Annotated in this window: 27 protein-coding genes, 1 pseudogene and 1 riboswitch; of the genes and pseudogenes, 14 read left to right on the top strand and 14 right to left on the bottom strand. The window is 73.2% G+C overall.

The window, feature by feature from the left end:
* The first annotated feature begins 21 nt into the window (after positions 1 to 21).
* On the top strand, positions 22 to 474 hold the full coding sequence (locus ACIQIB_RS07300; protein ID WP_400757161.1) for a hypothetical protein: 453 nt from the start codon (positions 22 to 24) through the stop codon (positions 472 to 474).
* Between the two features lie 164 nt (positions 475 to 638).
* Here ACIQIB_RS07300 and ACIQIB_RS07305 read toward each other — a convergent pair whose 3' ends face one another.
* On the bottom strand, positions 639 to 1,802 hold the full coding sequence (locus ACIQIB_RS07305; RefSeq protein ID WP_363605004.1) for an acyl-CoA dehydrogenase family protein: 1,164 nt from the start codon (positions 1,800 to 1,802) through the stop codon (positions 639 to 641).
* 209 nt (positions 1,803 to 2,011) lie between these two features.
* Between ACIQIB_RS07305 and ACIQIB_RS07310 the strand changes: the two genes are divergently transcribed.
* Both ACIQIB_RS07310 and ACIQIB_RS07315 read left to right on the top strand, forming a co-directional pair.
* A complete protein-coding gene (locus ACIQIB_RS07310; protein WP_400757162.1) occupies positions 2,012 to 2,656 on the top strand; it encodes a uridine kinase in 645 nt (214 codons plus the stop codon).
* A gap of 427 nt (positions 2,657 to 3,083) precedes the next feature.
* Positions 3,084 to 5,129 carry an AAA family ATPase gene (locus ACIQIB_RS07315; RefSeq protein WP_400757233.1) on the top strand — a complete coding sequence of 682 codons (2,046 nt, stop codon included), beginning with the start codon at positions 3,084 to 3,086 and terminating at the stop codon, positions 5,127 to 5,129.
* Between the two features lie 64 nt (positions 5,130 to 5,193).
* Here ACIQIB_RS07315 and ACIQIB_RS07320 read toward each other — a convergent pair whose 3' ends face one another.
* From ACIQIB_RS07320 to ACIQIB_RS07365, 10 genes are all read right to left on the bottom strand, one after another.
* Complete coding sequence (locus tag ACIQIB_RS07320; RefSeq protein ID WP_363605005.1) at positions 5,194 to 6,180, bottom strand: NAD-dependent epimerase/dehydratase family protein; 987 nt, start codon at positions 6,178 to 6,180, stop codon at positions 5,194 to 5,196.
* 176 nt (positions 6,181 to 6,356) lie between these two features.
* Positions 6,357 to 7,403: a hemolysin family protein gene (locus tag ACIQIB_RS07325; RefSeq protein ID WP_363605006.1), complete on the bottom strand. Its 1,047-nt coding sequence runs from the start codon at positions 7,401 to 7,403 to the stop codon at positions 6,357 to 6,359.
* Positions 7,400 to 8,743 (bottom strand): hemolysin family protein, encoded by a 1,344-nt coding sequence (locus ACIQIB_RS07330; RefSeq protein WP_363605007.1) that lies wholly within the window; start codon positions 8,741 to 8,743, stop codon positions 7,400 to 7,402. Before ACIQIB_RS07330 ends, ACIQIB_RS07325 begins: the two co-directional genes overlap by 4 nt.
* A 238-nt stretch (positions 8,744 to 8,981) precedes the next feature.
* Positions 8,982 to 9,419, bottom strand: a complete 438-nt coding sequence (locus tag ACIQIB_RS07335; protein ID WP_363605009.1) for a PH domain-containing protein — start codon at positions 9,417 to 9,419, stop codon at positions 8,982 to 8,984.
* 134 nt (positions 9,420 to 9,553) lie between these two features.
* Positions 9,554 to 10,402, bottom strand: a complete 849-nt coding sequence (gene hisG, locus ACIQIB_RS07340) for an ATP phosphoribosyltransferase (protein ID WP_363605010.1) — start codon at positions 10,400 to 10,402, stop codon at positions 9,554 to 9,556.
* 51 nt (positions 10,403 to 10,453) lie between these two features.
* Entirely contained in the window at positions 10,454 to 10,726 is a 273-nt protein-coding gene (locus ACIQIB_RS07345) for a phosphoribosyl-ATP diphosphatase (protein ID WP_030306151.1), read from the bottom strand.
* 111 nt (positions 10,727 to 10,837) lie between these two features.
* Complete coding sequence (gene ribH, locus ACIQIB_RS07350; protein WP_363605012.1) at positions 10,838 to 11,311, bottom strand: 6,7-dimethyl-8-ribityllumazine synthase; 474 nt, start codon at positions 11,309 to 11,311, stop codon at positions 10,838 to 10,840.
* Positions 11,312 to 11,388: 77 nt separating this feature from the next.
* The gene (locus ACIQIB_RS07355; RefSeq protein WP_400757164.1) at positions 11,389 to 12,648 is read right to left on the bottom strand and encodes a bifunctional 3,4-dihydroxy-2-butanone-4-phosphate synthase/GTP cyclohydrolase II; all 1,260 of its coding nucleotides are present in this window, start codon (positions 12,646 to 12,648) and stop codon (positions 11,389 to 11,391) included.
* Complete coding sequence (locus ACIQIB_RS07360) at positions 12,645 to 13,289, bottom strand: nicotinamide riboside transporter PnuC (protein ID WP_400757165.1); 645 nt, start codon at positions 13,287 to 13,289, stop codon at positions 12,645 to 12,647. The genes ACIQIB_RS07355 and ACIQIB_RS07360 overlap by 4 nt, the downstream gene beginning before the upstream one ends.
* Positions 13,286 to 13,957, bottom strand: coding sequence for a riboflavin synthase (locus ACIQIB_RS07365; protein ID WP_400650509.1), 672 nt, complete (start codon positions 13,955 to 13,957; stop codon positions 13,286 to 13,288). The genes ACIQIB_RS07360 and ACIQIB_RS07365 overlap by 4 nt, the downstream gene beginning before the upstream one ends.
* Before the next feature lie 192 nt (positions 13,958 to 14,149).
* Positions 14,150 to 14,277: riboswitch (FMN riboswitch) on the bottom strand.
* A gap of 397 nt (positions 14,278 to 14,674) precedes the next feature.
* On the opposite strand from ACIQIB_RS07365, the gene ACIQIB_RS07370 reads away from it, so the two are divergent.
* The gene (locus ACIQIB_RS07370) at positions 14,675 to 14,923 is read left to right on the top strand and encodes an SCO4226 family nickel-binding protein (RefSeq protein WP_363605016.1); all 249 of its coding nucleotides are present in this window, start codon (positions 14,675 to 14,677) and stop codon (positions 14,921 to 14,923) included.
* Between the two features lie 145 nt (positions 14,924 to 15,068).
* Here the strand turns inward: ACIQIB_RS07370 and ACIQIB_RS07375 are convergent, their stop codons facing one another.
* Positions 15,069 to 15,374, bottom strand: coding sequence for an antibiotic biosynthesis monooxygenase family protein (locus ACIQIB_RS07375; RefSeq protein ID WP_363605017.1), 306 nt, complete (start codon positions 15,372 to 15,374; stop codon positions 15,069 to 15,071).
* Positions 15,375 to 15,500: 126 nt separating this feature from the next.
* Here ACIQIB_RS07375 and ACIQIB_RS07380 point away from each other — a divergent pair, with 126 nt between their 5' ends.
* Positions 15,501 to 16,196 (top strand): MSMEG_1061 family FMN-dependent PPOX-type flavoprotein, encoded by a 696-nt coding sequence (locus ACIQIB_RS07380; RefSeq protein ID WP_363605018.1) that lies wholly within the window; start codon positions 15,501 to 15,503, stop codon positions 16,194 to 16,196.
* Between the two features lie 105 nt (positions 16,197 to 16,301).
* On the opposite strand, the gene ACIQIB_RS07385 is transcribed toward ACIQIB_RS07380, so the two are convergent.
* Complete coding sequence (locus ACIQIB_RS07385; protein ID WP_363605020.1) at positions 16,302 to 16,520, bottom strand: DUF1508 domain-containing protein; 219 nt, start codon at positions 16,518 to 16,520, stop codon at positions 16,302 to 16,304.
* A gap of 153 nt (positions 16,521 to 16,673) precedes the next feature.
* Between ACIQIB_RS07385 and ACIQIB_RS07390 the strand changes: the two genes are divergently transcribed.
* Positions 16,674 to 17,093: an HIT family protein gene (locus ACIQIB_RS07390; RefSeq protein WP_400757167.1), complete on the top strand. Its 420-nt coding sequence runs from the start codon at positions 16,674 to 16,676 to the stop codon at positions 17,091 to 17,093.
* Between the two features lie 55 nt (positions 17,094 to 17,148).
* Here the strand turns inward: ACIQIB_RS07390 and ACIQIB_RS07395 are convergent, their stop codons facing one another.
* Positions 17,149 to 17,925: a GntR family transcriptional regulator gene (locus ACIQIB_RS07395; RefSeq protein ID WP_400650517.1), complete on the bottom strand. Its 777-nt coding sequence runs from the start codon at positions 17,923 to 17,925 to the stop codon at positions 17,149 to 17,151.
* A 244-nt stretch (positions 17,926 to 18,169) separates the two neighbouring features.
* On the opposite strand from ACIQIB_RS07395, the gene ACIQIB_RS07400 reads away from it, so the two are divergent.
* The 8 genes and pseudogenes from ACIQIB_RS07400 (at position 18,170) to ACIQIB_RS07435 (ending at position 25,286) form a co-directional block, all read left to right on the top strand.
* A complete protein-coding gene (locus ACIQIB_RS07400; protein ID WP_400757234.1) occupies positions 18,170 to 19,261 on the top strand; it encodes a glycoside hydrolase family 19 protein in 1,092 nt (363 codons plus the stop codon).
* A gap of 126 nt (positions 19,262 to 19,387) precedes the next feature.
* Positions 19,388 to 20,458 (top strand): serine hydrolase domain-containing protein, encoded by a 1,071-nt coding sequence (locus ACIQIB_RS07405; protein WP_400757169.1) that lies wholly within the window; start codon positions 19,388 to 19,390, stop codon positions 20,456 to 20,458.
* 58 nt (positions 20,459 to 20,516) lie between these two features.
* Positions 20,517 to 21,005 (top strand): annotated as a pseudogene (locus ACIQIB_RS07410) (steroid 3-ketoacyl-CoA thiolase); the annotation flags it as partial.
* A 66-nt stretch (positions 21,006 to 21,071) separates the two neighbouring features.
* Positions 21,072 to 21,605: a recombinase family protein gene (locus tag ACIQIB_RS07415; protein ID WP_363605025.1), complete on the top strand. Its 534-nt coding sequence runs from the start codon at positions 21,072 to 21,074 to the stop codon at positions 21,603 to 21,605.
* A 20-nt stretch (positions 21,606 to 21,625) separates the two neighbouring features.
* On the top strand, positions 21,626 to 22,654 hold the full coding sequence (locus ACIQIB_RS07420) for a recombinase family protein (protein ID WP_400757170.1): 1,029 nt from the start codon (positions 21,626 to 21,628) through the stop codon (positions 22,652 to 22,654).
* A gap of 246 nt (positions 22,655 to 22,900) precedes the next feature.
* Complete coding sequence (locus tag ACIQIB_RS07425; protein ID WP_400757172.1) at positions 22,901 to 23,878, top strand: HNH endonuclease; 978 nt, start codon at positions 22,901 to 22,903, stop codon at positions 23,876 to 23,878.
* A gap of 41 nt (positions 23,879 to 23,919) precedes the next feature.
* A complete protein-coding gene (locus tag ACIQIB_RS07430) occupies positions 23,920 to 24,294 on the top strand; it encodes a helix-turn-helix transcriptional regulator (RefSeq protein ID WP_363605028.1) in 375 nt (124 codons plus the stop codon).
* A gap of 98 nt (positions 24,295 to 24,392) precedes the next feature.
* Entirely contained in the window at positions 24,393 to 25,286 is an 894-nt protein-coding gene (locus ACIQIB_RS07435) for a P22 phage major capsid protein family protein (RefSeq protein ID WP_400757174.1), read from the top strand.
* Positions 25,287 to 25,412 lie beyond the last annotated feature (126 nt).

A 25,412-nucleotide genomic window follows, 5' to 3' on the forward strand; every position in this document is an offset into this window, starting at 1 on the left:
CCCGATCCGAGGGGGATCACCATGCCTGCAACTGACCAGCGTTCGCTGAGCGCCGACGACGCCCACGATATGACCGGCCGCGAGGATCTCGCGGTCGCCCACGGCCCTGCGCCGGGGGTCGACCCCGGTGAGGGCGAGACCTGGGAGATCTTCCGGGTCCACTGCCCCGAGTGCCGGCGCCCGATCGCCCTGGTGGGCGACGAGGAGCGGCTCCCGCAGCACGCGGTGCTGCCGACCGCCTGGCACCCCTTCTCCCCCGCCCTCTGCCCCGGTTCCGGCACGTCGGCGGACGACCTGGCGGAGGTCGAGCCGACGGCGGACGCCGACGTCGACAGCCTGGAGGCGCTGCTGACGCTGCCCTCCGAACTCGACTGGCGCACCCAGCCGTTCTCGCACGCCGTGGCCCACCGCCCGGTGCGGACGGTGCCGGCCCCGGCCATCCCGGAGCAGCGCGGCCGGCTCGTCCGGCGCTGACCCCGCGGTCCCACCGCGCAGTCGACGGACGGCCACCCCGTGCAGGCGGGGTGACCGTCCGGCCCGGCCCCGGGCCCGCCCTACGCCTCCGGGCGTCGCTCCGCACCCTGGAGTGACGCCCGGAGGCCGTTTCCCGGGGGCTGCCCGGAGGCCGCCCCCGGAGGTCAGTCCTTGGTCAGGTGGCGGCCGATGACCAGGCGCTGGATCTGGTTGGTGCCCTCGACGATCTGCAGCACCTTGGCCTCGCGCATGTAGCGCTCGGCCGGGAAGTCCTGGGTGTAGCCGTAGCCGCCGAGCACCTGGACGGCGTCGGTGGTCACCCGCATCGCGGTGTCGGTGCAGAACAGCTTGGCCATCGCCGCCTCCTTGGAGAACGGCAGCCCGGCATCGCGGCGGCGGGCGGCGGTCAGGTAGAGCGAGCGGCCGGCCTCGATCTGGGTGGCCATGTCGGCGAGCATGAACGACAGGCCCTGGAACTCGGCGATCGGCCGGCCGAACTGCTTGCGGGTGCCCGCGTACTCCACCGCGAGGTCGAGGGCCGCCTGGGCGACCCCGATCGCGCAGGCGGCGATGCCGAGGCGGCCGGAGTCCAGCGCGGCGAGCGCGATCTGGAAGCCCTGGCCCTCGGTGCCGACCAGCCGCTCCCGGTCGACCCGGACCCCGTCGAAGTGCAGCTGCGCGGTCGGCGAGGACCGCATGCCCATCTTGTGCTCCGGCGGGGCGGCCGAGAGGCCGTCCGCCGTGCCGGGCACCAGCAGGCAGCTGATGCCGTGCGGGCCCTGCTCGCCGGTACGGACCATGGCGCTGTAGAAGTCGGCCTGCCCGCCGTGGGTGATCCACGCCTTGGTGCCGCTGACCACGTACTCCTCGCCGTCCAGGTCGGCGCGGGTGCGCAGCGCGGCGGCGTCCGAGCCGGACTGCGGCTCGGAGAGGCAGTAGGCGCCGAGCTGCTCGCCGGAGAGCATGCCGGGCAGCCAGGCGGCGCGCTGCTCCTCGGTGCCGAAGGTGGCGAGGGCGTGGCAGGAGAGGGTGTGCACGCTGACGCCGAGGCCGATGGCCAGCCAGCCGGCCGCCAGCTCCTCCAGGACCTGCAGGTAGACCTCGTAGGGCTGCTCGCCGCCGCCGTACCGCTCCTCGTACGGGAGGGAGAGCAGGCCGGCCGCGCCGAGGGTCCGGAACACCTCGCGCGGGAAGCGGTCGGCGGCCTCGTCCTCCGCCGCGCGCGGCTGGATCTCGCGCTGGACCAGGTCCCGGGTGAGGCTCAGGAGTTCCCGGGCCTCCTCGCTCGGCAGCTGGCGGTCCACGGCTTTCGCAGGGGCGGGGGTCATGGCGGTTGGTCGCCTCCTCGATCGGGCACCGGGCCCAGGCGTGGCGGGCCCGACGCGGGTGTGGCAGGTCGGCCCGACCGGCACCGGGTTACGGTGAACGGCCGTTCACATGCGTGGCGAAGTGAGTATGCCCGATCGGGGCGCTGCCGTCACGACCTGCGGAGAATCACTGTCCGTACTGGAGTGCGAGCCGCCGTAGGGTTGCCGTTGTGGCTGCTTCCGTGACCCCTCACCCCCCGCTGCCGGGCAGGACCGCCCTCGCCGCCGACGACGCCCTGGGCGCGCTCGCCCGGGAGCTGCGCGCGCTTCCGCCGTCCTGCGGGCCGGTGCGGCTGGTCGCGGTGGACGGGCACGCGGGTTCCGGCAAGACGACCTTCGCGGGCCGGCTGGCCGGGGCGCTGGGGGGTGCGCCGGTGGTCCATCTGGACGATCTGGCCACGCACGCCGAGCCGTTCGGCTGGACCGGGCGGCTGCGCGGCCAGGTGCTGGAGCCGCTGGCCGCCGGGCGGGACGCCGCGTACCAGGTGTACGACTGGACGCTGCGCCGGTTCGCCGGGACGGCCGTGGCGCCCGTCGCCCCGGTGGTCCTGGTCGAGGGGGTCGGCGCCGGGCGGCGCGGGGTTCGGCCGTGGCTGGCCCGGGTGATCTGGATGGAGCTGGCCGCCGAGGACGCCCGGCGCCGCGGGGAGGAGCGCGACGGCCCGGCGCTGGCGGAGTTCTGGGCGGGCTGGGCCCGGGCCGAATCCGCGCATTTCGCCGCCGATCCGAGCCGCCCGTACGCCGGGACGAGGGTCGACGGGGTGACCGGCCGGATCGCGCCGGGCACCGTCGGTGAACCTTCAACAACCCCTTGACCTGCGGTATCGCCAGGACTTACGTTCTCCCCAGTTGCCGGACTTCTTGATCGCGCAACACCGGACGCGGTATCCCCGGCTTGTTCCCCCGTGAGCCGGGGATGCCGTTCGGCCCCTCCCCCCACCCGGCCCTCGGCCGCCCCGGGCCGGCCCCCGCGGCCTCCGTGATCGCCCAACGACCGCACCCCCGATCACATTTGACCCGGTGCGACACCCTTCCGGATCAGCGTCGCGCCGGTACGATTCCTGGAGGCGCATATGCGCCCCGGGGCTGTCGACCTCGGGCCGGCTCTCCGCACCCGACCCGCCGGCCGAGCCCCGAGGCACACCGCGGGGGGCGTGAGTGACGACGGTGGACAGTTCCGACGGCAACAACGCGGGCGGCCCGGGCCCGAACCGGCTCGCCGACCGCGCCTGGCTGCGTGCCATGGACGCCTACACGGCGGGCGCGTACGCCCGCGCGGAGGAGGAGTTCCGGGTGGCCGTCCGGCTGGACCCGGGGATGGCCGACGCCTGGCTCGGCCTGCACGCGCTGCGCAGCGACACCTCCGGCGCGCTGCTCGCGATGTACCGGCACCAGAAACGTTTCGGTGAGCAGCGCCGACGCCACCAACGCCCGCTCAGTTCCTGGTACTGGCTGGGCTGGTGGGTGCAGCCGGTGCTGGAGAACACCCGCGACCTCACCCTCGCCCATGCCTCGCACTGGCTGGACGGCCGCCATCTCGCCGAGCTGGAGCGGGCGTTGGAGCAGTGTCCGGCGCCCGCCGAGGATCCGTCGGCACGCTTCCTGTACGCCTGCCGGTCCTATCTGCTCAAGGACTGGGAGCAGTTGATCCGGGACACCGACCGGCTGCTGGACGACCCGCTGCTCGGCATCGAGGCCGGACTGTTCGCGGGCATGGCGCGGGTCCGGCTGGACATGTGCGCGCAGGCGCAGGCACCGCTGGCGGCCTCGCTCGCCCGCTGCCGCTCCGAGCAGCCGCAGCGCAAGGAGTTGCGGTACTGGCTGGCGCGCTCGTACGAGGGGGCCGGGCGCAGCGCTGCGGCGCTGCCGCTCTACCGGGCGGTGCACCGGGCCGATCCGGCGTTCATGGACACCGCGGCCCGGCTGGCGGCGATCTCGGCCGAGGACGGTGTGGTCGACGCGCTGCTGGACGCCGCCGGTGCGGCCGGCCGGGAGACCGGGAGGCCGGGCGAGGCCTTCGACGACGCGGAGTTGGACGGTACGGGGCTGGAGGCCGCAGGAGTGGACGCGGCCGACTTCGGGGCGGACTTCGGGGTCGGGTCGTACCCGGCGGAGTTCGGCGGGCCGGCGCAGGCGCCGGAGGAACCGGAGGCGGAGGCGGCTGCCGGGTCGGCCGTTCCGGTGCCGCCGGACGGAACGGCGGCACCCGTCGGGAGCGGCGGCGCCGGTGAGCCCGGCGGGCCGGGCGACACGGCGGAGGCGGGCGCCGACCAGGGCGCCGGGGCCCCGCCGCTGGCGGCCGGTGAACGCTCCGGCTCGCCGCTCCCGCCAGCCGCCGCCCCGCCGGGGGCCGGTACCGGTCCGGCGGCGGCACCTGGCGGGGCGGCGGCGCCCCGGACGGCGAGCCCCTTCACCGCCGAACGCGGCGGCGACGAGCGGGAGTTGGACGCCGCACTGGCCGAACTCTCCCGGATGGTCGGCCTGGAGCCGGTGAAGCGGCAGGTCCGGGCGCTCTCCGCGCAGTTGCGGATGTCCCGGCTGCGGACCGAACAGGGCCTGCCGGTGCAGCCCCCGAAGCGCCACTTCGTCTTCTCCGGCCCCTCCGGCACCGGCAAGACCACGGTGGCCCGCATCCTCGGGCGGGTCTTCCACGCCCTCGGGCTGCTCTCCGGGGACCATCTGGTCGAGGCCCAACGGGCTGACCTGGTCGGAGAGTTCCTCGGCCAGACCGCGGTCAAGGCGAACGAGCTGATCGACTCCGCACTGGACGGTGTGCTGTTCATCGACGAGGCGTACAGCCTCTCCAACTCCGGCTACAGCAAGGGCGACGCGTACGGCGACGAGGCGCTGCAGGTGCTGCTGAAGCGGGCCGAGGACAACCGCGACCGGCTGGTGGTGATCCTGGCCGGCTACCCGGAGGGCATGAACCGGCTGCTGGCCACCAACCCCGGCCTCAACTCCCGCTTCACCACCCGGGTCGACTTCCCCAGCTACCGCCCCGGCGAGCTGACCGCGATCGGCGCGGCCCTCGCCGACCGGGACGGCGACGGCTGGGACGAGGACGCGGGCGAGGAACTGGCGAGCATCTGCACCCATGTGGTCCGTGAGGGCTGGATCGACGACCTGGGCAACGGCCGGTTCATCCGCACCCTCTACGAGAAGTCCTGCGCCTACCGGGACCTGCGGCTCTCGATGCTGCGCGAGCCGCCGGGCCGGGAGGACCTGGCGACGCTGCGGCTGCCGGACCTGGTCCAGGCGTACGGCGAACTGATCGACGGCCGGGGCTGAGCCTCACGCCCCGGCCGCCACGCCCCGGCCGTCGCGCCCGAGCCTCACAGCCCGGCCGGCCGGGTCAGCCCTGGAGCAGCCGCGCCTCGCGCACCGGGTCGAGACCGACCGCCGGGCGGTCGGCCCGCTGCGGGGCGGTACCGCCGATCGAGCGCAGCCAGGACCAGGTGGACTCGACCGTCTCGGCGACCGGCCGGCAGCGCAGCCCCGCGGCCACCGCACGGCCGACGTCCGCCCCGTGCAGGAAGTCGCACAGTTCGCCCGGCGGCAGCCAGATCGGCAGCTCGGTCCACGGCTCGACGCCGGCCGCCAGGATCCGCTCGGGGTCGGTCCAGCGCAGCTCGGCGTCGGAGCCGGTGGTCCGGACGCAGGCCTCCAGCAGCTCCCCCATCGTGGCGTGCCCGGCCTCGCTGACCAGGTTGTACGGGCCGCCGAGGCCCGCCGCGACGGCGTCCAGCGTCCAGCCGGCGAGGTCGCGCGCGTCGATGTACTGAAGGCGCAGGTCGCGCGGGCCGGGGGCGAGCACCGGGCCGCCGCGCGCGATCCGGTCCAGCCACCAGGGCAGCCGGCCGATGTTCTCGTACGGGCCGAGGATCAGCCCGGCGCGGGCCAGCAGCGCACGCTCGCCGAACTCCGCGAGCACGGCGAGTTCGCCGCCGCGCTTCGCCTCCGCGTACGGCACCTCGCCGTCGGCGTCCGGCGAGGCCGCGACCACCGGGGCGTCCTCGTCCGCCCCGGCGGCGACCGGGGAGTCGTACACCGACCGGCTCGACACGTACGCGTAGTGGCCGACCCGGCCGGACAGCAGCCGCGCGGTGTCGCGCACCGCGACGGGCGCCCAGGACCAGGTGTCCACCACCGCGTCCCACTCCCCCTCGGCCAGCGCGGCCAGCCCGCCCTCGGCGGTCCGGTCACCGTGCAGGCTCGCCACCCCCTCCGGCGCCGCCTGCGACCCCCGGTGGAAGGCCGTCACCTCCCAGCCCCGTGCGAGCGCCTCCGCCGCGACGGCGCGGCCGACGAACTTCGTTCCACCCAGCAGTAGCAGCCTCATGCCGACCACCCTGCCTCCGGGCGGCCGGAATGGGAACAGCCGCACGCTCTGAGCGGAATCGCCCACAGCTGAAAGCCCGTCACCTCTGTGCCGGGACGGCGGGGCGGCGGGCCCGGAAACGGCACCGGACCGGGCACCCCCACGGGGCGCCCGGTCCGGTGGCCGGCCGGTCGGGGCTACGCCGCCGAGCGGTGGTCCGGGTCGTACACCTCGCCGACCAGCTCCTCCACCACGTCCTCCAGCGTGACCATGCCGAGCGTGCGCCCGTCCTGGTCCAGCACGGCGGCCAGGTGGCAGGAGACACGGCGCATCGCACCGAGCGCGTCGTCCAGCGGAAGCGTGCCGCGCAGCACCGTGATCGGGCGCCAGAGGCGGGCCGGGACGGGGGCCGACGGGTCCTCGACGTCGAGGATGTCCTTCAGGTGCAGATAACCCAGGTAGCCGTGGCCGGCCGGGTCGCCGTCGGCGACCGGGAAGCGCGAGAAGCCGGTGCGCAGCGCCAGCTCCTCGATCTGCGCGGCGGTCACCTTGGTGTCCACGGTGACCAGCTGCTCGGGCTTGAGCAGCACGTCCGTGAGCGGGCGGCGGCCCATCTCCAGGGCGTCCTCCAACCGCTCCTGGCGGTCCTCGTCGAGCAGGCCGGCGTCCCGGGAGTCGACCAGCAGGTACATCAGCTGCTCGGTGGTGAAGACGGACTCCACCTCGTCCTTGGCCTCGACCTTGAACAGCTTGAGCACGCCGTTGGCGAAGGCGTTCAGGAAGCTGATCACCGGCGCGAGCCAGCGGGCCAGGCGGTCCAGCGGCGGGCCGAGCCAGAGCGCGGCCTTCTCCGGACCGGCCAGGGCCATGTTCTTGGGCACCATCTCGCCCACCACCATGTGCAGGAAGACCACCACGGCGAGCGCGATCCCGAACGAGAGCGGGTGCATCAGCCCGCTGGGGATGCCGATCGCGTGGAACGGGCCCTCCAGCAGGTGGGCGATGGTGGGCTCGGCGAGCGCGCCGAGACCCAGCGAACAGACGGTGATGCCGAGCTGGGCGGCGGCGAGCATCGCGGAGACGTTGGAGAGCGCGTGCAGCACGGTGCGGGCGCGCTTGTTCCCGGCCTCGGCGAGCGGTTCGATCTGGCTGCGCCGCACCGAGATCACGGCGAACTCGGCGCCGACGAAGAAGGCGTTGCCGAGGAGCAGGAGTACGGCGACGGCCAGTTGGAGCGCGGTCATCGGTTCCCGTCCTCGGTGTCGCCGAAGTGGTGGTGCTCGGCGGTGCGTTCCACCCGCACCCGGCTGGTGCGGTGCCGGTCGACGGCCTCCACGGTGAACCGCCAGCCCGGCAGCTCGGCCTGCTCACCCGGGACGGGCAGCCTGCCGAGCAGGTCGGCGACCAGGCCGGCCAGGGTCTCGTACGGACCGTCGGGGGCGTGCAGGCCGATGGCCTCCAGCTGGTCGGTCCTGGCCCGGCCGTCGGCCGCCCAGACGGGCAGCCCGTCCACGGGCGGCAGCGGGACCAGTTCGGGGGTGTCGGCGGGGTCGTGCTCGTCCTGCACGTCGCCGACGATCTCCTCGACGATGTCCTCGACGGTGACGACGCCGGCGGTGCCGCCGTACTCGTCGACCACGATGGCCATCGGCTGGAGCCGGCGCAGCTGGTCGAGCAGCCGCTCGGCGGGCAGGGTCTCGGGCACCAGCAGCGGCGGCACCGCGAGTTCGGCGACCCGGACCAGTCCGCGCCGGGCCGACGGGACGGCGAGGGCGTCCTTGAGCGTGACGGTGCCGGTGACCTCGTCCAGGCTGTCGGTGTAGACCGGGAAGCGGGAGAGGCCGGTCGCCCGGGTGAGGTTGAGGACGTCGGCGGCGCTGGCGTCGCGCTGGAGGGCGGCGACGTCGACGCGCGGGGTCATCACCGACTCGGCGGTGAGGTTTCCGAGTCCGAGGGTCCGCACGAAGAGCGTGGCCGACTCCTCGTCTATCGCGCCCGCCTTGGCGGAGTGCCGGGCGAGCGAGAGCAGTTCGGCGGGGGTGCGGGCGTGGCCCAGCTCCTCCTGCGGCTCGATGCCGAAGGCGCGGACCGTCCGGTCCGCGGCCCCGTTGAGGAAGCTGATCAGCGGGCGGCAGACGAAGGAGAACGCCATGTGCGGGGCGGCCACCGCACGGGCCACCTGGAGCGGCCGGGAGATCGCCCAGTTCTTCGGGACGAGCTCGCCGATCACCATCTGCACCACCGTGGCCAGCAGCATGCCGATGATGACGGCAGCGCCGCGGGCAGCCGAGTCGGGCAGGCCGACGCCGGTGAACAGCGGCTGGAGCAGGACGGAGAGCGCCGGTTCGGCGAGCATGCCGACCACCAGCGAGGTGACGGTGATGCCGAGCTGGGCGCCGGAGAGCTCGAAGGAGAGGTGCCGCAGCGCCCGGGACACGCGGCCGGCCTTGGCGTCGCCGCTCTCGGCGGCGCGGTCCACCGCCCCGCGCTCGACGGTGACGAAGGCGAACTCGGCGGCCACGAAGAGGCCGTTCGCGAGGATGAGGAGAAGGGCCGCGAACAACAGCAGCCAGGCGGTGATCACAGTGCCGCCTGCCTTCCAACGGTCGGAAGTAGGGCGGCGCAGGTACTACCGGACGGATCGTCCATCGAGGGGAAGTGTCACTCCTCAGGTCGTTTTCGGGTAGGGCAGAACCTTTGCCCTACTTTTACCAGCGTAAACCATACCCGGACGGGCGTAGGGAGCCTGTTCGGACCCGCCGGACCCGCTGTTTCGCAGGTGGGGTCCGGTCGGGTCCTCAGGTCCGGCGGGCCGGGGCGGGTCAGGCCCGGCCGCGGCCCTCGACCAGGTCGCGCAGCGCCCGGGCGTCCGCGATGGCCTGGGCCTTGCCGACACCGGACTGGATGCCGACCGCGGCGAGCGAGGTGCCGTCGGCCAGGTCGAGGGTCGCCCACGGGTCGCCCTGGCGGAAGTTGACCCGGACGATCTCGGCCCAGGCCAGCCGTCGGCTGCGGACGAAGTTGACCACGGTGACGCCGTCGGCGTCGGCGCTGACCCGGGGGCGGGCCAGCATCACACCGACGCCCGCGAACAGCACCCCGCTGAGCACCATCATGATCCGGTCGTTGAGCTGCCAGTTCTCCGGGAGCGCGACGGCGATCGCGACGAACATCACGACCAGCAGGGCGCAGACCGGCAGCAGGACGGCCCGGGTGCGGCGCGGCGCCCAGGTGACGGGAAAGGCGGCGGGGGTGGACACGTGGGTCTCCGAGGGGTTCCGGGGTTCCGGGAGGTGCCGGTCACGGGGGGATGTCGAGGAAAAGGGCGGGGACGCGTTCGGCGTCCCCGCCCTATTCAATCGCGGCTTAACTCCGCGGCCGGGACCGCGGGGGGTCAGAGGCGGCAGGCGTGGATGTTGGTGACCAGGATGGCGCGGGCGCCGATGTTCCACAGGTCGTCCATGATCCGCTGGGCCTCCTTGCGGAGCACCATCGAACGGACGGCCACCCAGCCCTCGGTGTGCAGCGGGGAGACGGTCGGCGACTCCAGGCCGGGGGTCAGCGCGACGGCCGCGCTGACGTGCTCGGCGCGGATGTCGTAGTCCATCAGCACGTAGCGGCGGGCCACCAGCACACCCTGGAGGCGGCGCAGGAACTGCTCCACGCCCGGGTCGGACTCGGCGCCCTTGGGGCGGATCACCACGGCGTCGGAGACCAGGATCGGCTCGCCGAACACCTCCAGGCCGGCGTTGCGCAGGCTGGTGCCGGTCTCCACCACGTCGGCGATCACATCGGCGACGCCGAGCTGCACCGCGGTCTCCACCGCGCCGTCCAGCTTGGTGACGGTGGCCTTCACCCCGTGGTCGGCGAGGTGCTGCTCGACCAGGCCGGTGTAGGAGGTGGCGATCCGCAGGCCCTCCAGGCCCTGCACGTCCTTGACCTCCACGCCCTCCGGGCGGGCGAAGCGGAAGGTGGAGCCGCCGAACCCGAGGGCCAGCACCTCCTCCGCGTTGGAGTGCGAGTCCAGCAGCAGGTCGCGGCCGGTGATGCCGATGTCCAGCCGGCCGGAGCCGACGTACACGGCGATGTCGCGCGGACGCAGGAAGAAGAACTCGACCTGGTTGTCCGGGTCGACGAGGACGAGCTCCTTGGGGTCCTTGCGCTGCCGGTAGCCGGCCTCATGGAGCATCTCCGCCGCGGGACCCGAGAGCGAACCCTTGTTGGGGACGGCGATGCGCAGCATGGAGGTCGGTTCCTTACCTGTTGGTGGGTGGGGTGTGCGGTTCGGGCCGGTTCAGAGGTACTTGTAGACGTCGTCGAGCGTCAGCCCGCGAGCGACCATCATCACCTGAAGGTGGTAGAGGAGCTGGGAGATCTCCTCGGCGGTCTGTTCGTCCGACTGGAACTCGGCGGCCATCCAGACCTCGGCGGCCTCCTCGACGACCTTCTTGCCGATCGCATGAACGCCCTGCTGGACGAGCTGCGCGGTACGGGAGGACGAGGGGTCGCCGGTGGCGGCCTTCTGCTGGAGCTCGGTGAAGAGCTCCTCGAATGTCTTCGAAGCCATGATGGGAGTCACCTTACGGCGTGCGGGCTTACGGGCGGTAAACGGTCCCGGACCGTGGACGGTCCAGTGGACGTCCACGGTCCGGGACCGCGGGTGGGCCGGGCCGGGCGGTCAGGCGGCCCGGCGCAGCGCCGCGGCGGTGGCGACGGCGGCGGTGACGGCCTCGTGGCCCTTGTCCTCGGCGGAGCCGGGCAGGCCCGCGCGGTCGAGCGCCTGCTGCTCGTCGTCGCAGGTCAGGACGCCGAAGCCGACCGGTACGCCGGTGTCGACGCTGACCTGGGTGAGGCCGACGGTGGCGGCCTGGCAGACGTAGTCGAAGTGCGGGGTACCGCCGCGGATGACGACGCCGAGGGCGATCACGGCGTCGTAGCCGCGGTCGGCGAGCCGCTTGGCGGCGACCGGCAGCTCGAAGGTGCCGGGCACCCGCAGGACGGTCGGTTCGGCGATGCCGAGCTCCTTGAGGGCGCGGTCGGCACCGTCCAGCAGCCCGTTCATCACCTGGTCGTGCCACTGGGCGGCGATCACGGCGACCTTCAGGTCGGCGGCGTCGTCGATGGTCAGCTGGGGGGCTCCGTGGCCGCTCATGTGCGTACTTCCTCTTCTCACGGGTGGGCGGGGCCTCGCGGGGTCCGCCGGTCGTCCTGGGGTGCGGGGCGGTCGGTTCAGGAGCCGAGGCCGGGCAGGTCGTGGCCCATCCGGTCGCGCTTGGTGCGCAGATAGCGCAGGTTGTGCTCGCCGGCCGGGGTCTCGACCGGCTCGCGGCCCTTGACCTTGAGGCCGTGCTCGGTGAGCGCGGCGAGCTTGTCGGGGTTGTTGGTGAGCAGGGTGAGCGAGCGCACGCCGAGGTCGCCGAGCATCTGGGCGCCGATGCTGAAGTCCCGGGCGTCGGCGGGCAGGCCGAGGTCGAGGTTGGCGTCCACCGTGTCGCGGCCCTGTTCCTGCAGCTCGTAGGCGCGCAGCTTGTGCGCCAGGCCGATGCCCCGGCCCTCGTGGCCGCGCAGGTAGAGCACGATGCCCCGGCCGGCGGCGGCGACCTTGCGCAGCGAGGCCTCCAGCTGGGGGCCGCAGTCGCAGCGCAGCGAGCCGAACACGTCGCCGGTCAGGCACTCGGAGTGGACCCGGACGAGGACGTCCTCGCCGTCGGGGAGCCGGCCGTCGGCGTCCAGGCCGCCGGCGACCAGGGCGATGTGCTCGATGCCGTCGATCGTTCCCCGGTATCCGACGGCGGTGAACTCGCCGTGGACGGTGGGCAGCGCGGTGACGGCGGCCCGGTCCACGTGGAGCTCGGTGCGGCGGCGGTAGGCGATCAGGTCCTCGATGGAGATGATGGCCAGGCCGTGTTCGCGGGCGAAGGCGACCAGTTCGGGCAGCCGGGCCATGCTGCCGTCGTCGTTGACCACCTCGGCGATGGCGCCGGCGGGCGGCAGTCCGGCCAGCCGGGCCAGGTCGACGGCGGCCTCGGTGTGGCCGGGGCGGACCAGGACGCCACCCTCGACGGCGCGCAGCGGGAAGATGTGCCCCGGGCGGGAGAGGTCGCCGGGCTCGGTGCCGGCCGAGGAGAGCAGCCGGACGGTGCGGGCCCGGTCGGCGGCGGAGATACCGGTGGAGACGCCGTCCCTGGCGTCCACCGAGACGGTGTAGGCGGTGCCCTTGCGGTCCTCGTTGACCTGGGTCATCGGCGGGAGCCTGAGGCGGTCGAGGTCGGCACCAATCATCGGAACGCAGACCACGCCGGAGCTGTAGCGGATGGTGAAGGCCATCAGCTCCGGGGTGGCGGCGGAGGCCGCGAAGACGATGTCGCCCTCGTTCTCGCGGTCCTCGTCGTCGACCACGATCACCGGGCGGCCGAGCGCGATGTCGGCGACGGCCCGCTCGACGGGGTCGAGGGCGAGGTCTTCCTCGGTGGCGGGGCTGGTGCTCATGCGGAGGCTCCCTGGAGGACGGTGTCGTTCGCGGGGCGGGCCGTGCGGCCGCGCAGCCACCAGGCGCGCAGACCGAGCATGACCAGGACGAAGTAGATGCTGTAGGTGAGGCCGGAGAAGACCAGGCCGTTGTTGAAGGCGAGCGGGACGCCGACCAGGTCGACGGCGACCCAGGCGAACCAGAACTCGACCCAGCCACGGGCCTGGGCGATCATCGCGGTCAGCGTGCCGACGAAGATGTAGGCGTCCGGCCAGGCGTCCCAGGAGAGTTCCGGGAAGACGGTGAACAGGGCGCCGACGGCGAGGGTGCCGAGCGCGGTACCGCCGATCAGCAGGGCGCGTTCCCGGCCGGTGGCGAAGCGGATCTGAACGCCGCCCTCGCCCCGCCGGCCGCGCCGCCACTGGGTCCAGCCCCAGATCGCGGCGAGGATCACCACGAACTGCTTGCCCACGCCGCCGCTGAGGTGCGCGGACCAGTAGGCACCCACCAGGACGACGCCGGAGAGCAGTTGGACGGGCCAGGTCAGCCGGGAGCGGAGCCAGCCGAGGGCGAGTGCGGCCAGGCCGAGCAGGTTGCCGATCATGTCGGACCGGTAGACGTCCTGGCCGAGCAGGTGCATGGTGCCGTTGAGCCAGTTCACGAGGCGTCCTTGGCGGTCTCGGTGGGGACGGGGGGCAGGGCGCGGTCGGCGAGCAGGCGCTCCACGTACTTGGCGAGGACGTCCACTTCGAGGTTGACGCTCTCGCCGACGGCCTTGGCACCGAGCGTGGTCAGCGCGAGGGTGGCGGGGATGAGGCTGACGGTGAAGGTGTCGCGGGCGGCCTCGACCACGGTGAGGCTGATGCCGTCCACGGTGATCGAGCCCTTCTCCACCAGGTAGCGGGAGATGGTGGCGGGCAGCGAGAAGCGCAGGACCTCCCAGCGGGGCAGGCCGTCGGCGCCGAGGTCGCCGGGTGCGCGGCTCAGCAGGGTGGCGGTGCCGTCGACATGGCCCTGGACGAGGTGTCCGCCGAGCCGGGCGCCGAGGGCCATGGCGCGTTCGAGGTTGACCGGGGAGCCGGGCCCGAGCGCGCCCAGGCTGGAGCGGCTGAGCGTCTCGGCCATCACATCGGCGCTGAACTCGCCACTGTTGGAGGCCAGTTGATCGGGGGTGTCGACAACGGTCAGGCAGACGCCGTTGACCGCGATGGAGTCGCCGTGGCGCGCGCCCTGACAGACCACCGGGCCGCGCAGACGGATTCGCGAGGAGTCGCCGATCTTCTCGATCGACACGACCTCGCCGAGCTCTTCGATGATGCCGGTGAACACCCGGGTTCTCCTCGCGCTTGGGGCGCGGACTCCGGGGCGGCACTGGGAGATGACACGGACGGGCATGGACACACCCGGGCTCACGGCAGCACCCGTCACCGGGGTCGCCGAAGCCGCCGGGAAAGAGAACTCCCCCGTCGGGTACGCCTCCCGCGGTCCACCGGGGGACCACGGGTACTGCTCATCGTCCGCCGCGCACGCCTCCCATCCGGACTTTAACCGTCGGTCCAGGAATTTCACCTGGTCAACCGGCCGCTGGCTGCGGACGGGTCGCGGACTGTAACCGCCGGTTCGGATTTTCACCGACCCCGGAGTGCGCTGAACGTCACTGCTACTACTGCCGTCATTGTGCCATGGCCCGTGCGGACCGAGGGAGGGGCTTTCGCTGTGGGCTGTTTCACGCCCCGGACGGGAATGCGCCGGGGTGCGCGGGAGCGCCGGGTCGGCGGCGCACACGCCGGGCGCGAGGGACCGTCAGGGCTCCGGCGGTGTCTCGTCGGCGGTGCGGCGTGGCCGGCCGACGCTCGGCGGCGCTCAGGGTCCGGTGGAGGGCCGCCGGACGGCGGGGTGGAGGTGCGGTCGAACCGGCGGGCCGGGACGGCCGGGCGCCCGGTGGCGCGGCGGGGTGCGGGGAGCGCACGCTGGTGGTGGAGGCGGAACGAGGCCGCGCCGGGACGGCGGCCACCGTCCGCCCGGACTTCTGGAGGTGCGAGCGCGATGGCCAAGTTCATGGATGTCCACCACGGCATGACCGGCATCACCGACGAGGATCTTCGCAGGGCCCACCAGGCCGACCTGGCGGTCGAGGCCGACGAGGGCGTGCACTTCGAACACGCCTGGGGCGACCCCGAGTCGGGCACCGTCTACTGCCTCTCGGAGGCGCCGTCCAAGGAGGCCGTCCAGCGCGTCCACGAGCGCGCCGGCCACCCGGCGGACGAGATCCACCCGGTGCCGATCACGGCCTGACCGCGGCGCGAGCGGTCCGGGGCGCGGCGGGCCGACCGGTGCGCCGGTCGGCGAACCGGTGGCCGCGGGTCGGCCTGGCCGGGCCGCCCGGCCTGTCTGGCCTGTCCGGCCCGTCTGGCCCGCCCGGCCCGTCTGGCCCGCCCGGTCAGAAGACCGGGCCGGGCGTGAAGTGGGAGACCTCGGGCGGGTGGACGAGATGGCGCAGCTCCCCCTCGGACCAGACCGGTCGGATCCGCCACATCGGCCCGGCGTAGTCACGCAGGGCGGCCTCGTCCCGCCACCGGGTGAGCACCATGATCCGCCGGCCGTCGTCGGTCACCGAGCGCAGCAGCTCGCCGCCGAGGCAGCCGTCGATCTTCCCGAGCTCCGGGAGCACCCGCGTGGTCAGCAGCGCACAGAACTCTTCGGCGTGCCCGGCCACGACCTGCCCGGACCAGAGTCTGACGATCACGGCCACCACCTCCGACGGGAACCCCTGCTCCATTATCCGCACAAAACCGCAGGTGGGAAGGGTGCGGACGATCGTTCGAAGGGTGTGCCCCGAGGGTGCGGGCAAGGGCTCCGCTAGATTTTCGGTATGACCAGCACACCGGAAACTGTCGCTCCGTCAACCGCCGGGCCGGACCGTCCGGGGGGCCTGTTCGCAGCCCTCGACGCGAACGCCGTCCGGGATGCCGCGCAGCTGCGGGAGATCTACGAGCAGCCGAGCGACCACGCCCGGCGCAAGCAGGTGGACCACCTGCACGAGGTCGCCCGGCGGCTGATCGCCTGCTCGTCGCTGGTCTTCGTGGCCAGCGCCGACGCGGCCGGGCGCTGCGACGTGTCGCCGCGCGGCGGGCCGGCCGGGCTGGTGTCGGTGCTGGACGAGTACACGCTGGCCATCCCGGACGCCACCGGGAACAAGCGGCTGGACACCCTGCACAACATCGTCGAGACCGGACAGGTCGGGCTGATCTTCGTGGTGCCGGGCCGGGACACCACGCTGCGGGTCAACGGGCGGGCCTGTGTCTCCACCGACCCGCGGCTGCTGGAGCAGCTGACGGCGGTCGGCAAGCCGCCGCGCAGCGCGATCGTGGTGGCGGTCGAGGAGGTCTACTCGCACTGCCCGAAGGCGTTTCTGCGGGGCTCGGCGTGGAAGCCGGAGAACTGGCTCGACAAGGCCGCGCAGCCCAGTTCGGCCGAGGTCACCCTCTCGCACCTGCGGGACCCCTCGCTGACCGTCGAGATGATCGAGCAGAACGAGCGGGAGGCGCTGCTCTACCGCTACGAGTAGGGCGGGCGGCCGGAGCGCGGGGCGCGGGCCGGCCCCGGAGACCTCTCGGGACCGGCCCGCGCGGTCGCGGCCGGTTCGGGCCGCGGCGGCTCAGACCACAGCGGCTCAGACCGCGGCCTTGGCGACGTCGACCACCGTGGCGTCGGCGGCCGCCCGCTGGACGGCCTCGATGCCCTTGCGGGCGGCGTCCTTGCTGGCGTATCCCTGGCCGGTGGCGACGATCTCGCCGTTGCCCGCCTTGAGCCGGAAGCGGAACTTGCCGCCGGCGTCCTCGTAGACCTCGAACTTGCCCGGCATCCGGGCCACCTCCTCGACGGGGCGCACGGCGCGCCCCTCCAGCACCGTGCGCCCGGCCGGACACCGGCCGCACCCGGTCGGCGGCCGGACGGGTGATGGACGGGCGGTCACGGGCAGGCGGGCGGTGCCGGGGCCGTTCGCGGAGGTGCCGGGGCGGCGGGCGGTGGTTTGAATGGACGGATGGAGTGCGCGTTCTGTGCGGTGGTGGCGGGTGCGGCCCCCGCGCACCGGGTGCTGGACGACCGGGTGGCGGTGGCCTTCCTGGACCGGCGGCCGCTGTTCCCCGGCCATGTCCTGGTCGTGCCGCGCGCCCACCACCCCACGCTGGCCGACCTGCCGGTGGCCGAGGTCGGCCCGTTCTTCCTGCGGGTGCAGCGGGTGGCGGTGGCCGTGGAGCGCGGGCTCGGGGCGGCGGGCAGCTTCGTGGCGGCGAACAACCGGATCAGCCAGTCGGTGCCGCATCTGCACGTGCATGTGGTCCCGCGCAATCCGAAGGACGGGCTGCGCGGCTTCTTCTGGCCGCGCGGGACGTACCCGGACGAGGCGGGCGCGGCGGAGGTCGCCGCGCGGCTGCGCGCGGCGCTCGGTCCGTCGGAGTAGCGCCCGGCGGGGGTGCCCGTCCCGGGGTGGCGCCCACTCCGGGTGGCGCCGCGGCTCAGTCGGCCGCGGCGAGGCGGGTGGTGAAGCTGAACCGGTCGCCGCGGTAGAGCGAGCGCACCCGTTCCAGCGGGACCCCGGCCGCGTCCCTGGTGAGCCGGTGCAGCAGCAGCATCGGCAGGGCCGGCGGGGTGCCGATCAGCAGCGCCTCGCGCGGGGAGGCGAGCACCGTCTCGATCCGCTCCTCCGCCACGCCGAGCCCGATGCCCGCCCGCTCCCGCAGGAAGGCGTAGAACGACGAGCCCGGATCGAAGTCCCGGTCCAGCGCGGGCACCCGGGCCACCGCCAGGTAGGTGCTCTCCAGGCCGACCCGTTCGCCGTCCGCGAGCAGCACCCGTTCCAGATGCCAGACCCGCTCCCCCGCCGCCAGCCGCAGCCGGCCGGCCAGTTGGGGGTCGGCGGCGAGCTGCTCCAGGCCGATCAGGGTGCGGCCGGGGACGTGACCCTGCCGGCGGACCCCCTCGGTGTAGCTGGCCAGCGACAGCGGCTGCTCCAGCTTCGGCCCGGCCACCACGGTGCTGCGGCCGCGCCGGCGGACCCGGCCCTGGATCAGCAGGTCGCGCAGCGCCTGGCGGAGGGTCTCGCGGGCCACCTCGAAGCGGACGGCGAGCTCACGCTCGGTCGGCAGCACACCGCCCTCGCCGAGTTCGTCGAGCAGTGACTCCAGCTGCCCTTTGACCGCATAGTACTTGGGCACCCGCCCGTGCTCCGGGATACCCGATCTGATCGGCCCGCCGGGGCCGGACGGGACGGCGGGGCCGGGGGTGTCGTCCATCCGGCCATCCTCCCAGACCGGGTCGGCCCGGACCGAATCCGGCCGACGGTCCATCATGTTACCCCCGAACCCCTTGACAGGTATAGACCATTCCGCTTGAGTCTGGGTCAGCCCCGTACCGGCCCCAGCCCCGGTCGGCCCGTCCCCCACGACGTGCCCTCGCACGGGGCCGGCCCCCCTGCCCCGACAGTCCCTACCTCCACGACCGTGCGGCCCCCACCGCACAAGGGGTGATGAAGTGTCATTGAAACGCCTGCTCGCGCTGGTCTCCGCCGTGGTCACGGCGCTGGCGGTCGCGCTGCTGCTGCCCGCCGCCTCCGCCAACGCGGCGGCCTGCGCCACTCCCTGGAACGCGGCCACCGCGTACACCGGCGGCGCGGCCGTCTCCTACAACGGGCACAACTGGTCCGCGAAGTGGTGGACCCAGAACGAGACCCCGAGCACCACCGGTACCGGCGTCTGGGCCGACCAGGGCGCCTGCGGCGGCGGCCCCACCGACCCCACGCCGACCCAGGGCTCCTGCGTCTACCCCGACTGGGTCGCCGGGCGCACCTACACCACCGGCACGATCGTCCGCTACACCAACGGCGGGTTCTACCGGGCCACCCATGACAACCCGGGCTACGACCCGGTGATCAGCACCTGGTACTGGGAGCCGTACACCTGCGGCACCACGCCGACCGGCACCCCCTCGCCGACCCAGACCCCCAACCCGGGCGGATTCCCGGTCAGCCAGGCCCAGTTCAACCAGATGTTCCCGAACCGCAACCCCTTCTACACCTACCAGGGCCTGCTGGACGCCACCAGCGCCTACCCGGCCTTCGCCGCCACCGGCAGCGACACCGTCCGCCGCCAGGAGGCCGCGGCCTTCCTCGCCAACGCGAACCACGAGACCGGCGGCCTGGTCTACGTCGTCGAGCAGAACACCGCCAACTACCCGCACTACTGCGACGCTTCGCAGCCGTACGGCTGCCCGGCCGGGCAGGCCGCGTACTACGGTCGCGGTCCGATCCAGCTGAGCTGGAACTTCAACTACAAGGCGGCCGGCGACGCCCTGGGCATCGACCTGCTGCACAACCCCAACCTGGTGCAGACCGACCCGGCCGTCGCCTGGAAGACCGCGCTCTGGTACTGGAACACCCAGACCGGCCCGGGCACGATGACCCCGCACAACGCCATGGTCAACGGGGCCGGCTTCGGTGAGACGATCCGCAGCATCAACGGCACCCTGGAGTGCAACGGCGGCAACCCCGCCCAGGTCCAGAGCCGGATCAACTCGTACCAGAGCTTCACCCAGATTCTCGGCACCACCCCCGGTGCCAACCTGAGCTGCTGACGGCCCGCCGTCGGCAACCCCGCCCCCGCCGCTCCCCCGGGTACCCCACGGCACTCGTCGGCTCCCCGACGCCTGCCCCCGGAAAGCGGCGGGGGCGGGCTCCGGAGACGCCCTAGGCTCGCTGTCATGAGCAATCTTGGCAGCCTTGTCCAGCAGACCGCCGACCGGGTCGCGGCCCAGCAGGTCGGTGTGGTGGTCGCCGGGCTGGCCGGGGGTGCGGTGGAGATCCGCGGCGCCGGACGCGCCGGCGGTCCGGACGGCGGCGTGCCCGGCCCGGGCACCCTGTTCGAGATCGGCTCGGTGACGAAGGTCTTCACCTCGCTCGCCCTGGCGCGGCAGGTGCTCACCGGTTCGGCCGCCCTGGACGAACCGCTCTCCGCCGCCCTGGCGGACGCGCTGCCGGCCGGCGCCGCCGTCCCGGCCAGGGGCGGCAAGGCGATACGGCTGCGGCACCTCGCCACCCACACCTCGGGGCTCCCCCGCCTGCCCGCCGGGACACGGCTGCCCGCCCTGCTCCACCCGCGCAGGCCCGATCCGTACGCCCGCTGCACCAGCGACGCCCTGCTGGCCGGGCTCGCCCGCACCCGGCTGCGCGCCGCGCCCGGGCGCAGCTTCCGCTACTCCGACCTCGGCGCCGGGCTGCTGGGCCTGGCGCTCGCCCACCGGGCCGGCACCGGGTACGAGGAGCTGGTGGCACGGGAGGTCTGCGGGCCGCTCGGGCTCGCCGACACCGTGGTGACGGTCGGCGGGGAGCGGTCCGCCCGGCTCGCCCAGGGCCACACGCCGGGCGGGCGGCCCGTACCCGGCTGGCGCCTGGCCGACCTGGCGGGCGCCGGTGCGCTGCGCTCGACCGCCGCCGACCTGGTGGTACTCCTGCGCGCGCAGCTGGCGTCCGGGCGGGAGAGGGAGGCGCCGCTGTCCCCCGCGATAGCGCTCACCCGCGAGGTGAGGCACCGGGTGAACCCGTTCGCCTGGACGCATCTGGGCTGGCTGGGCCACCGTCTCCACGCCCACCAGGGCGGCCATCTGCAGATCTGGCACAACGGCGGCACCGGGGGCTTCCGGTCCTTCGTGGCCTTCGATCCCGAGAAGCAGGTGGGCGTCGTCGTGCTGGTCAACACTCGCCGTTCGGCCGACGCGGCGGGCACCGCGCTGCTGCGCAGGCTGCAGAACGAGTTCGCGACAGCCGCCGGGTAGGGCGCCAGCCGGGCGGGGGACGGATCCGGCACGGGCCGGGGAGCGGGAGGAGGCCGCGATGGCGGTGGCACCGGGAGGCGCGCTCTCCGGCGTCCACCCGGTGGAACTGCTCGCCCACACCCTGCGGGCCCTGATCGGGCGCAGCGGAATCGACCCGGCGCTGGTCGACGACGTGATCGGCGGCTGCGTCGACCAGGTCGCCGAGCAGGCGATGAACACCACCCGCCACGCCTGGCTGTCGGCCGGGCTGCCGGAGTCCGTCCCGGCGACCACGGTCGACCGGCAGTGCGGCTCCTCCCAGCAGGCCGTCCACTTCGCCGCCCAGGGCGTGCTCGCGGGCGCGTACGACGTGGTGGTGGCCTGCGGGATCGAGTCGATGAGCCGGGTGCCGATGTGGTCGAACGTGCCGCCCGGGGCGGACCCGTTCGGCGCGGCGGTCGCCGCCCGCTACCCCGGCGGGCTGCTCCCGCAGGGCGTCAGCGCCGAACTGATCGCGGCCAAGTGGTCCCTCCCGCGCGAGGCGATGGATGCGTTCGCCGCCGACTCCCAGAGCGACGGGTTGCCCTTGCACCTCCAGGATGCAGGCCCGTGCCGCTGACTGGAGAGTGGAACCATGGCTCGCAAGCCTGCCGGACCGGTGCGCTATCTCGACCTGCTTCTCAGGAAGTCGCAGGTCGTGAGGGGTACGGCTGCCCGGGACATCCTGTCTCTGAAGGCTCAGGAGGTGCGGGGCCGGGCGTGGGCGAAGGACAACGGGTACGAGATCCGGCGGATCTTCCGCGAGAACCTGAGCGCTTACAAGAAGGGCGTGAAGCGGCCGGAGTTCGACGCGGCGGTGCACGCGCTGCTTGAAGGTGACTCGGACTGCCTGTGGGTGTACGACTCCTCCCGTTACTCCCGGCAGGGTGCGGGCGACGTGCTGAAGATCCTGGACGTGCCGGGCAAGCGGCTCGTATTCGACCTGGACCGGCTGGACACCGACATCCCCGCCGACCGCTCCCGCATCGTGGGCAAGGCGGAGGACGCCCGCGAGTACAGCCGGGTCCTGTCGGAGAAGGTCCGCGACACCAAGGCCCAGCAGCGCGAGGAGGGCAAGTGGCTGTCGGGTGCGCCGATCGGGTGCAAGGTCACGAAGAAGCGCAGCTGAAGCCCGGCAAGCTCTGGCCGATGATCGTGCGTATCCACAACGAGGCCGCTGAGGGCGCTTCGAACCGGAAGATCGCGCTGGGGCTGACCGCCGACGGGTACCGCTCGTCTCGGGGCGGCCCCGTCCGGTCGAACACCGTCGGCAAGATCTTGCGCAACCCGGTGTACCTCGGATGGCAGGTCTTCACCGTGAAGGGGCACCACCACCCCTATCTGAACGCCAAGGGCAAGCCGGTGCGGGTGTTCGCCAAGGGGGCGGAGACCATCCCGCAGGAGACGTTCGACAAGCACCGCCGGATCGCGGCCGGGATCGACCGGCGCAAGAACCTGCCGCCCGTGGAGGAACAGGAGAAGCCTGTCGAGCACTCGCCCGCCTCGGGCCTCATCTGGTGCGACGGCGGCGGCCGTGACCCGAAGAAGGGCCACACGGCGACGATCCACGGCCAGTCGTTCCGCTGCGGACCGCTCTGCCTCGGTATCACCACGTGCCCCGACCCGGTTACCGGCATGCGGGCCTCGGTGGAACGAGTCCTCGCCCAGGAGTGGCACACGAAGCTGACCACCGCCAACCCGCTGGACCCCGTCTTGCTGGCCGTCGCCGAGGGCTGGGTGGCCCTCTCGCAGCCGGAGGAGAGCCAGAAGGAGTCCGAGGCCCGGGGACAGATCAAGCTAGCTGAGGAGGCCGTGGCCCGCCTGGACCGCCTGAACGCGGGCGGGGCCTACACCGGCCGTGACGGCGAGGAGACGTTCATCAAGCTGCGCCGGGCGGCGGTGGAGGACGTGGAGAGCGCCCGCAAGGACTGGGAGGCGGTGGCCAAGCCGATAGCGGACATCTCGGTGCTCAGGGATCCCGAGCGCTGCCTGAAGCTGTGGGAGTCCGGTGACAGCCACTACCGGGGTCAGCTGCTGCGGCTGGCGATCGAGCGGGTGTATCTGAAGAAGGCCCCCTACTCGGGGGCACGGCTCAAGGCGGACCGGCTGGACATCGTGTGGAAGAAGCCGCGTGGGTGGAAGCCCCCGACGCCGGCGGCCGGGGAGGGGAGCCGTTAACCGGCCCGGCTTAATACCTATGAGACTTTCTCTCGTGGGGAGTTGAGGGCTCGGTGTTAACCGCTTCCTCTCAATGCAGGTGGACAGATGCGCGCACTCGAACGTGCGTGGCGGCTTCGTGGGGGACCCCGGCACTGCGCCGGGGTCTCTCTCATTTGCTCCGGGATTCGTCCGCAGGCGAGAGCGACGGTTGCGCCTGCACCTGTTCATGATCACCGCGTTTCGTCGGGGGGAGGAGTGCCGGACATGGAGACCACCACGGCCCGGTGCCGGGTGTGCGGGGTGCGGCCCCGGGCCCGCGACGGCCCGCAGCCGCTCTGTGCGGACGACCGCTGCCGCAGGGCCTTCGCCCTGGCGCAGGAGTCCCAGCGCGCGGCGCTGAGAGAGCTTGCGGACCCCGCGCTGTGCGGTGAGTGCGGCGCGCCGTCGGGCAGGCGGCCCGCCCGCTCCGGGCAGGTCACCTACTGCGAGCCGTGCGCGGCCGACCGCAGGGCGCGCCGCCGTGAGGACGCCCGCCGCGCCGAGCTACTGGAGCGCACCGCACAGGGCCCCCGGGCGTGCCACAACCCCCGGTGCACCGGCGTCGTGGACGCGCTGACCGACCCCCGCAGGCGCTACTGCACCGAGAAGTGCGCCCGCGCCGCCGAGCACGCCCACCGCAAGGCCCGCCAGGCCGGTAGAGACCCCAGGGAGAAGCCCCGCGCGTGCCGACGCTGCCGCTTCCGCAAGGAGGTGACGCAGTTCCCCGACGGCGTCTGCCGCGCCTGCCAGGCCGAGCAGCGCCGCCGCCTCAAGGACCGCCGGGAGTCGATCCGCCGCAACGTGTCGCGCCGGTTCGGCGACCGGTGTGCGTACTGCCCGCCCGAGCTGGCCACGCCGGGCGAAGTCCTGGACCACGTCCGGCCGGTGGCGCGCGGAGGGCTCACGGAGATCGCCAATCTCCGCTGGGCCTGCCGGGACTGCAACACCGACAAGGGCGACATGCTGCTGTCCGAGTGGATCTCCCTGCGCGAACGCCTGACCCCACCTCAGATCCGGGGGGGATGTCGTGACGTGCGCAAACCCCCCGACCCCCTGACCCCAGGGAGGGGGCCGCACGCCCCCTGGGCCCGCCGAGCCCCTTGCCGCAGCGGGCCGAACCCCGCCCGGACCCCCGACCATGATCACCAGATTCGGGGCGGGTGGGGCCGCCAGCGTGCCGTTTCACCCCGAGCCCCCTGGTGATCATGAACCCTGCCACCCGACCGCAAAGGAACCCCCTCCCCATGATCCACCCGATCACCCTCAACGCCCGCCGCAAGGCCCTGGACCTGACCGTCACCGAGGTCGCCGACCGCGTCGGCGTCCACCTCGCCACCGTCTACGCCTGGGAGGCCGAGGACAAGACCCCGACCCCCACGCACTACCTCACGTGGTGCAACGCGCTCGGACTGACCTACCGAGACGTGGTCAACCACGAAGCATGGGAGGCCAACCCGGACGCCGAGTTCACGTTCCTGTCCGCCCTGCTCACCCTGCGCCGCACGACCGGCACACACTTCATGAGCGGTGACGCCCGCCTGTTCCGCACCCCTGAGGGCCACCGGCCGCCGACCGCCGCCGACCTGTTCAACGGGCTTCCCGCGGCTTCGGCCGGCTGACCGCCAGCACACCCCAACTGCCCATCCCCGCGCCATGGATGGCCGGGGCTTCTTCGTTCCCGCCGCCATGGTGGGACCTCTAGGAAAGGCGCCTCCCGATGCCCAGCAGCAACACCTTCGAGATCACCGATGTCGTGGCCGTGAGCCTGGCCTTGATGCGCTCGAACTCCGTCCTCGGCGAGTGCGTGATGCGCGACGCCGAGGCCGCGTTCACCGGCGGCCGGGGCGATGTGGTGCGGGTGCGCACCCCCAAGCGCCGCGTCGCCCAGAACTTCAACGGCACCACCGTCTACACCAAGGTGGAGGAGGGCCACGTCCAGGTGAAGCTGACCGACGAGCCGACCGTCGCCGCCGCCTTCACCACCAAGGACATGACGCTCAACATCGAGAGTTTCGGCGAGCAGGTCCTCAAGCCCCAGATGGACGCCGTGTCGGCCTACGTCGAGAAGTCCGCCGCCGCCGCCCTGCTCAACGCCGCCAGCAAGGCCACTGGAGCCCGCGCGATCAAGGCCGACGCCAAGCACGGCGAGGCCGGCCACGTCGTGAAGATGCTCACCGCCGCTGCCGCCGACTTCACCCGCCGCGAGATCCCCGCCGCCGCTCGATTCCTTGCCATCGGCCCGGACGTGCAGAACATCCTGCTGGACGTCGAGCAGCTCCAGAAGGTCAACGAGGCCGGAGACTCCCAGGCGCTGCGCAACGCCACCATGGGCGAGCTGTTCGGCTTCCGCGTGGTCGTGTCCCCGTACCTGGACGGCGCGGTGGCCTTCCACAAGACCGCGTATGCCCTCGCGGTGCGTGCCCCCAGCGAGGTGCAGGGCGGAGCCCGCTCCGTCTCCGCCGCCGACAACCAGTACGCGCTACGCGTGACCATGGACTTCGACCCGTCCGTGAAGTCCGAGGTCTCCATCGTGGACACCCTGTGCGGCGTGGCCACCATCGACCCGGCCCGCGCCATCGCCTTCACGGTCACCCCGCCCGCCAAGGCGTGACCCCGGGTGGAGCGCACACCTTGGCGAGAAATGGCCAAGGTTCCCGCCCGACAAAGCAATGACCCCCGTGCCCTTTGGCACGAGGTTCCGTCCCGCCTCCCCAGAGCTGCCTACTGGTCCAAACGG

This window comes from Kitasatospora sp. NPDC092286 (genome assembly GCF_044755565.1).
GTDB lineage: Bacteria > Actinomycetota > Actinomycetes > Streptomycetales > Streptomycetaceae > Kitasatospora.

Excerpts from the sequence above, each read along its gene's own strand:
- ACIQIB_RS07300 (WP_400757161.1), top strand. The coding sequence starts at position 22 with ATGCCTGCAACTGACCAGCGTTCGCTGAGCGCCGACGACGCCCACGAT.
- ACIQIB_RS07305 (WP_363605004.1), bottom strand. The coding sequence starts at position 1,802 with ATGACCCCCGCCCCTGCGAAAGCCGTGGACCGCCAGCTGCCGAGCGAG.
- ACIQIB_RS07315 (WP_400757233.1), top strand. The coding sequence starts at position 3,084 with ATGGACGCCTACACGGCGGGCGCGTACGCCCGCGCGGAGGAGGAGTTC.
- ACIQIB_RS07320 (WP_363605005.1), bottom strand. The coding sequence starts at position 6,180 with ATGAGGCTGCTACTGCTGGGTGGAACGAAGTTCGTCGGCCGCGCCGTC.
- ACIQIB_RS07325 (WP_363605006.1), bottom strand. The coding sequence starts at position 7,403 with ATGACCGCGCTCCAACTGGCCGTCGCCGTACTCCTGCTCCTCGGCAAC.
- hisG (WP_363605010.1), bottom strand. The coding sequence starts at position 10,402 with ATGCTGCGCATCGCCGTCCCCAACAAGGGTTCGCTCTCGGGTCCCGCG.
- ACIQIB_RS07345 (WP_030306151.1), bottom strand. The coding sequence starts at position 10,726 with ATGGCTTCGAAGACATTCGAGGAGCTCTTCACCGAGCTCCAGCAGAAG.
- ribH (WP_363605012.1), bottom strand. The coding sequence starts at position 11,311 with ATGAGCGGCCACGGAGCCCCCCAGCTGACCATCGACGACGCCGCCGAC.
- ACIQIB_RS07355 (WP_400757164.1), bottom strand. The coding sequence starts at position 12,648 with ATGAGCACCAGCCCCGCCACCGAGGAAGACCTCGCCCTCGACCCCGTC.
- ACIQIB_RS07370 (WP_363605016.1), top strand. The coding sequence starts at position 14,675 with ATGGCCAAGTTCATGGATGTCCACCACGGCATGACCGGCATCACCGAC.
- ACIQIB_RS07380 (WP_363605018.1), top strand. The coding sequence starts at position 15,501 with ATGACCAGCACACCGGAAACTGTCGCTCCGTCAACCGCCGGGCCGGAC.
- ACIQIB_RS07390 (WP_400757167.1), top strand. The coding sequence starts at position 16,674 with ATGGAGTGCGCGTTCTGTGCGGTGGTGGCGGGTGCGGCCCCCGCGCAC.
- ACIQIB_RS07395 (WP_400650517.1), bottom strand. The coding sequence starts at position 17,925 with ATGGACGACACCCCCGGCCCCGCCGTCCCGTCCGGCCCCGGCGGGCCG.
- ACIQIB_RS07405 (WP_400757169.1), top strand. The coding sequence starts at position 19,388 with ATGAGCAATCTTGGCAGCCTTGTCCAGCAGACCGCCGACCGGGTCGCG.
- ACIQIB_RS07415 (WP_363605025.1), top strand. The coding sequence starts at position 21,072 with ATGGCTCGCAAGCCTGCCGGACCGGTGCGCTATCTCGACCTGCTTCTC.
- ACIQIB_RS07420 (WP_400757170.1), top strand. The coding sequence starts at position 21,626 with ATGATCGTGCGTATCCACAACGAGGCCGCTGAGGGCGCTTCGAACCGG.
- ACIQIB_RS07425 (WP_400757172.1), top strand. The coding sequence starts at position 22,901 with ATGGAGACCACCACGGCCCGGTGCCGGGTGTGCGGGGTGCGGCCCCGG.
- ACIQIB_RS07430 (WP_363605028.1), top strand. The coding sequence starts at position 23,920 with ATGATCCACCCGATCACCCTCAACGCCCGCCGCAAGGCCCTGGACCTG.
- ACIQIB_RS07435 (WP_400757174.1), top strand. The coding sequence starts at position 24,393 with ATGCCCAGCAGCAACACCTTCGAGATCACCGATGTCGTGGCCGTGAGC.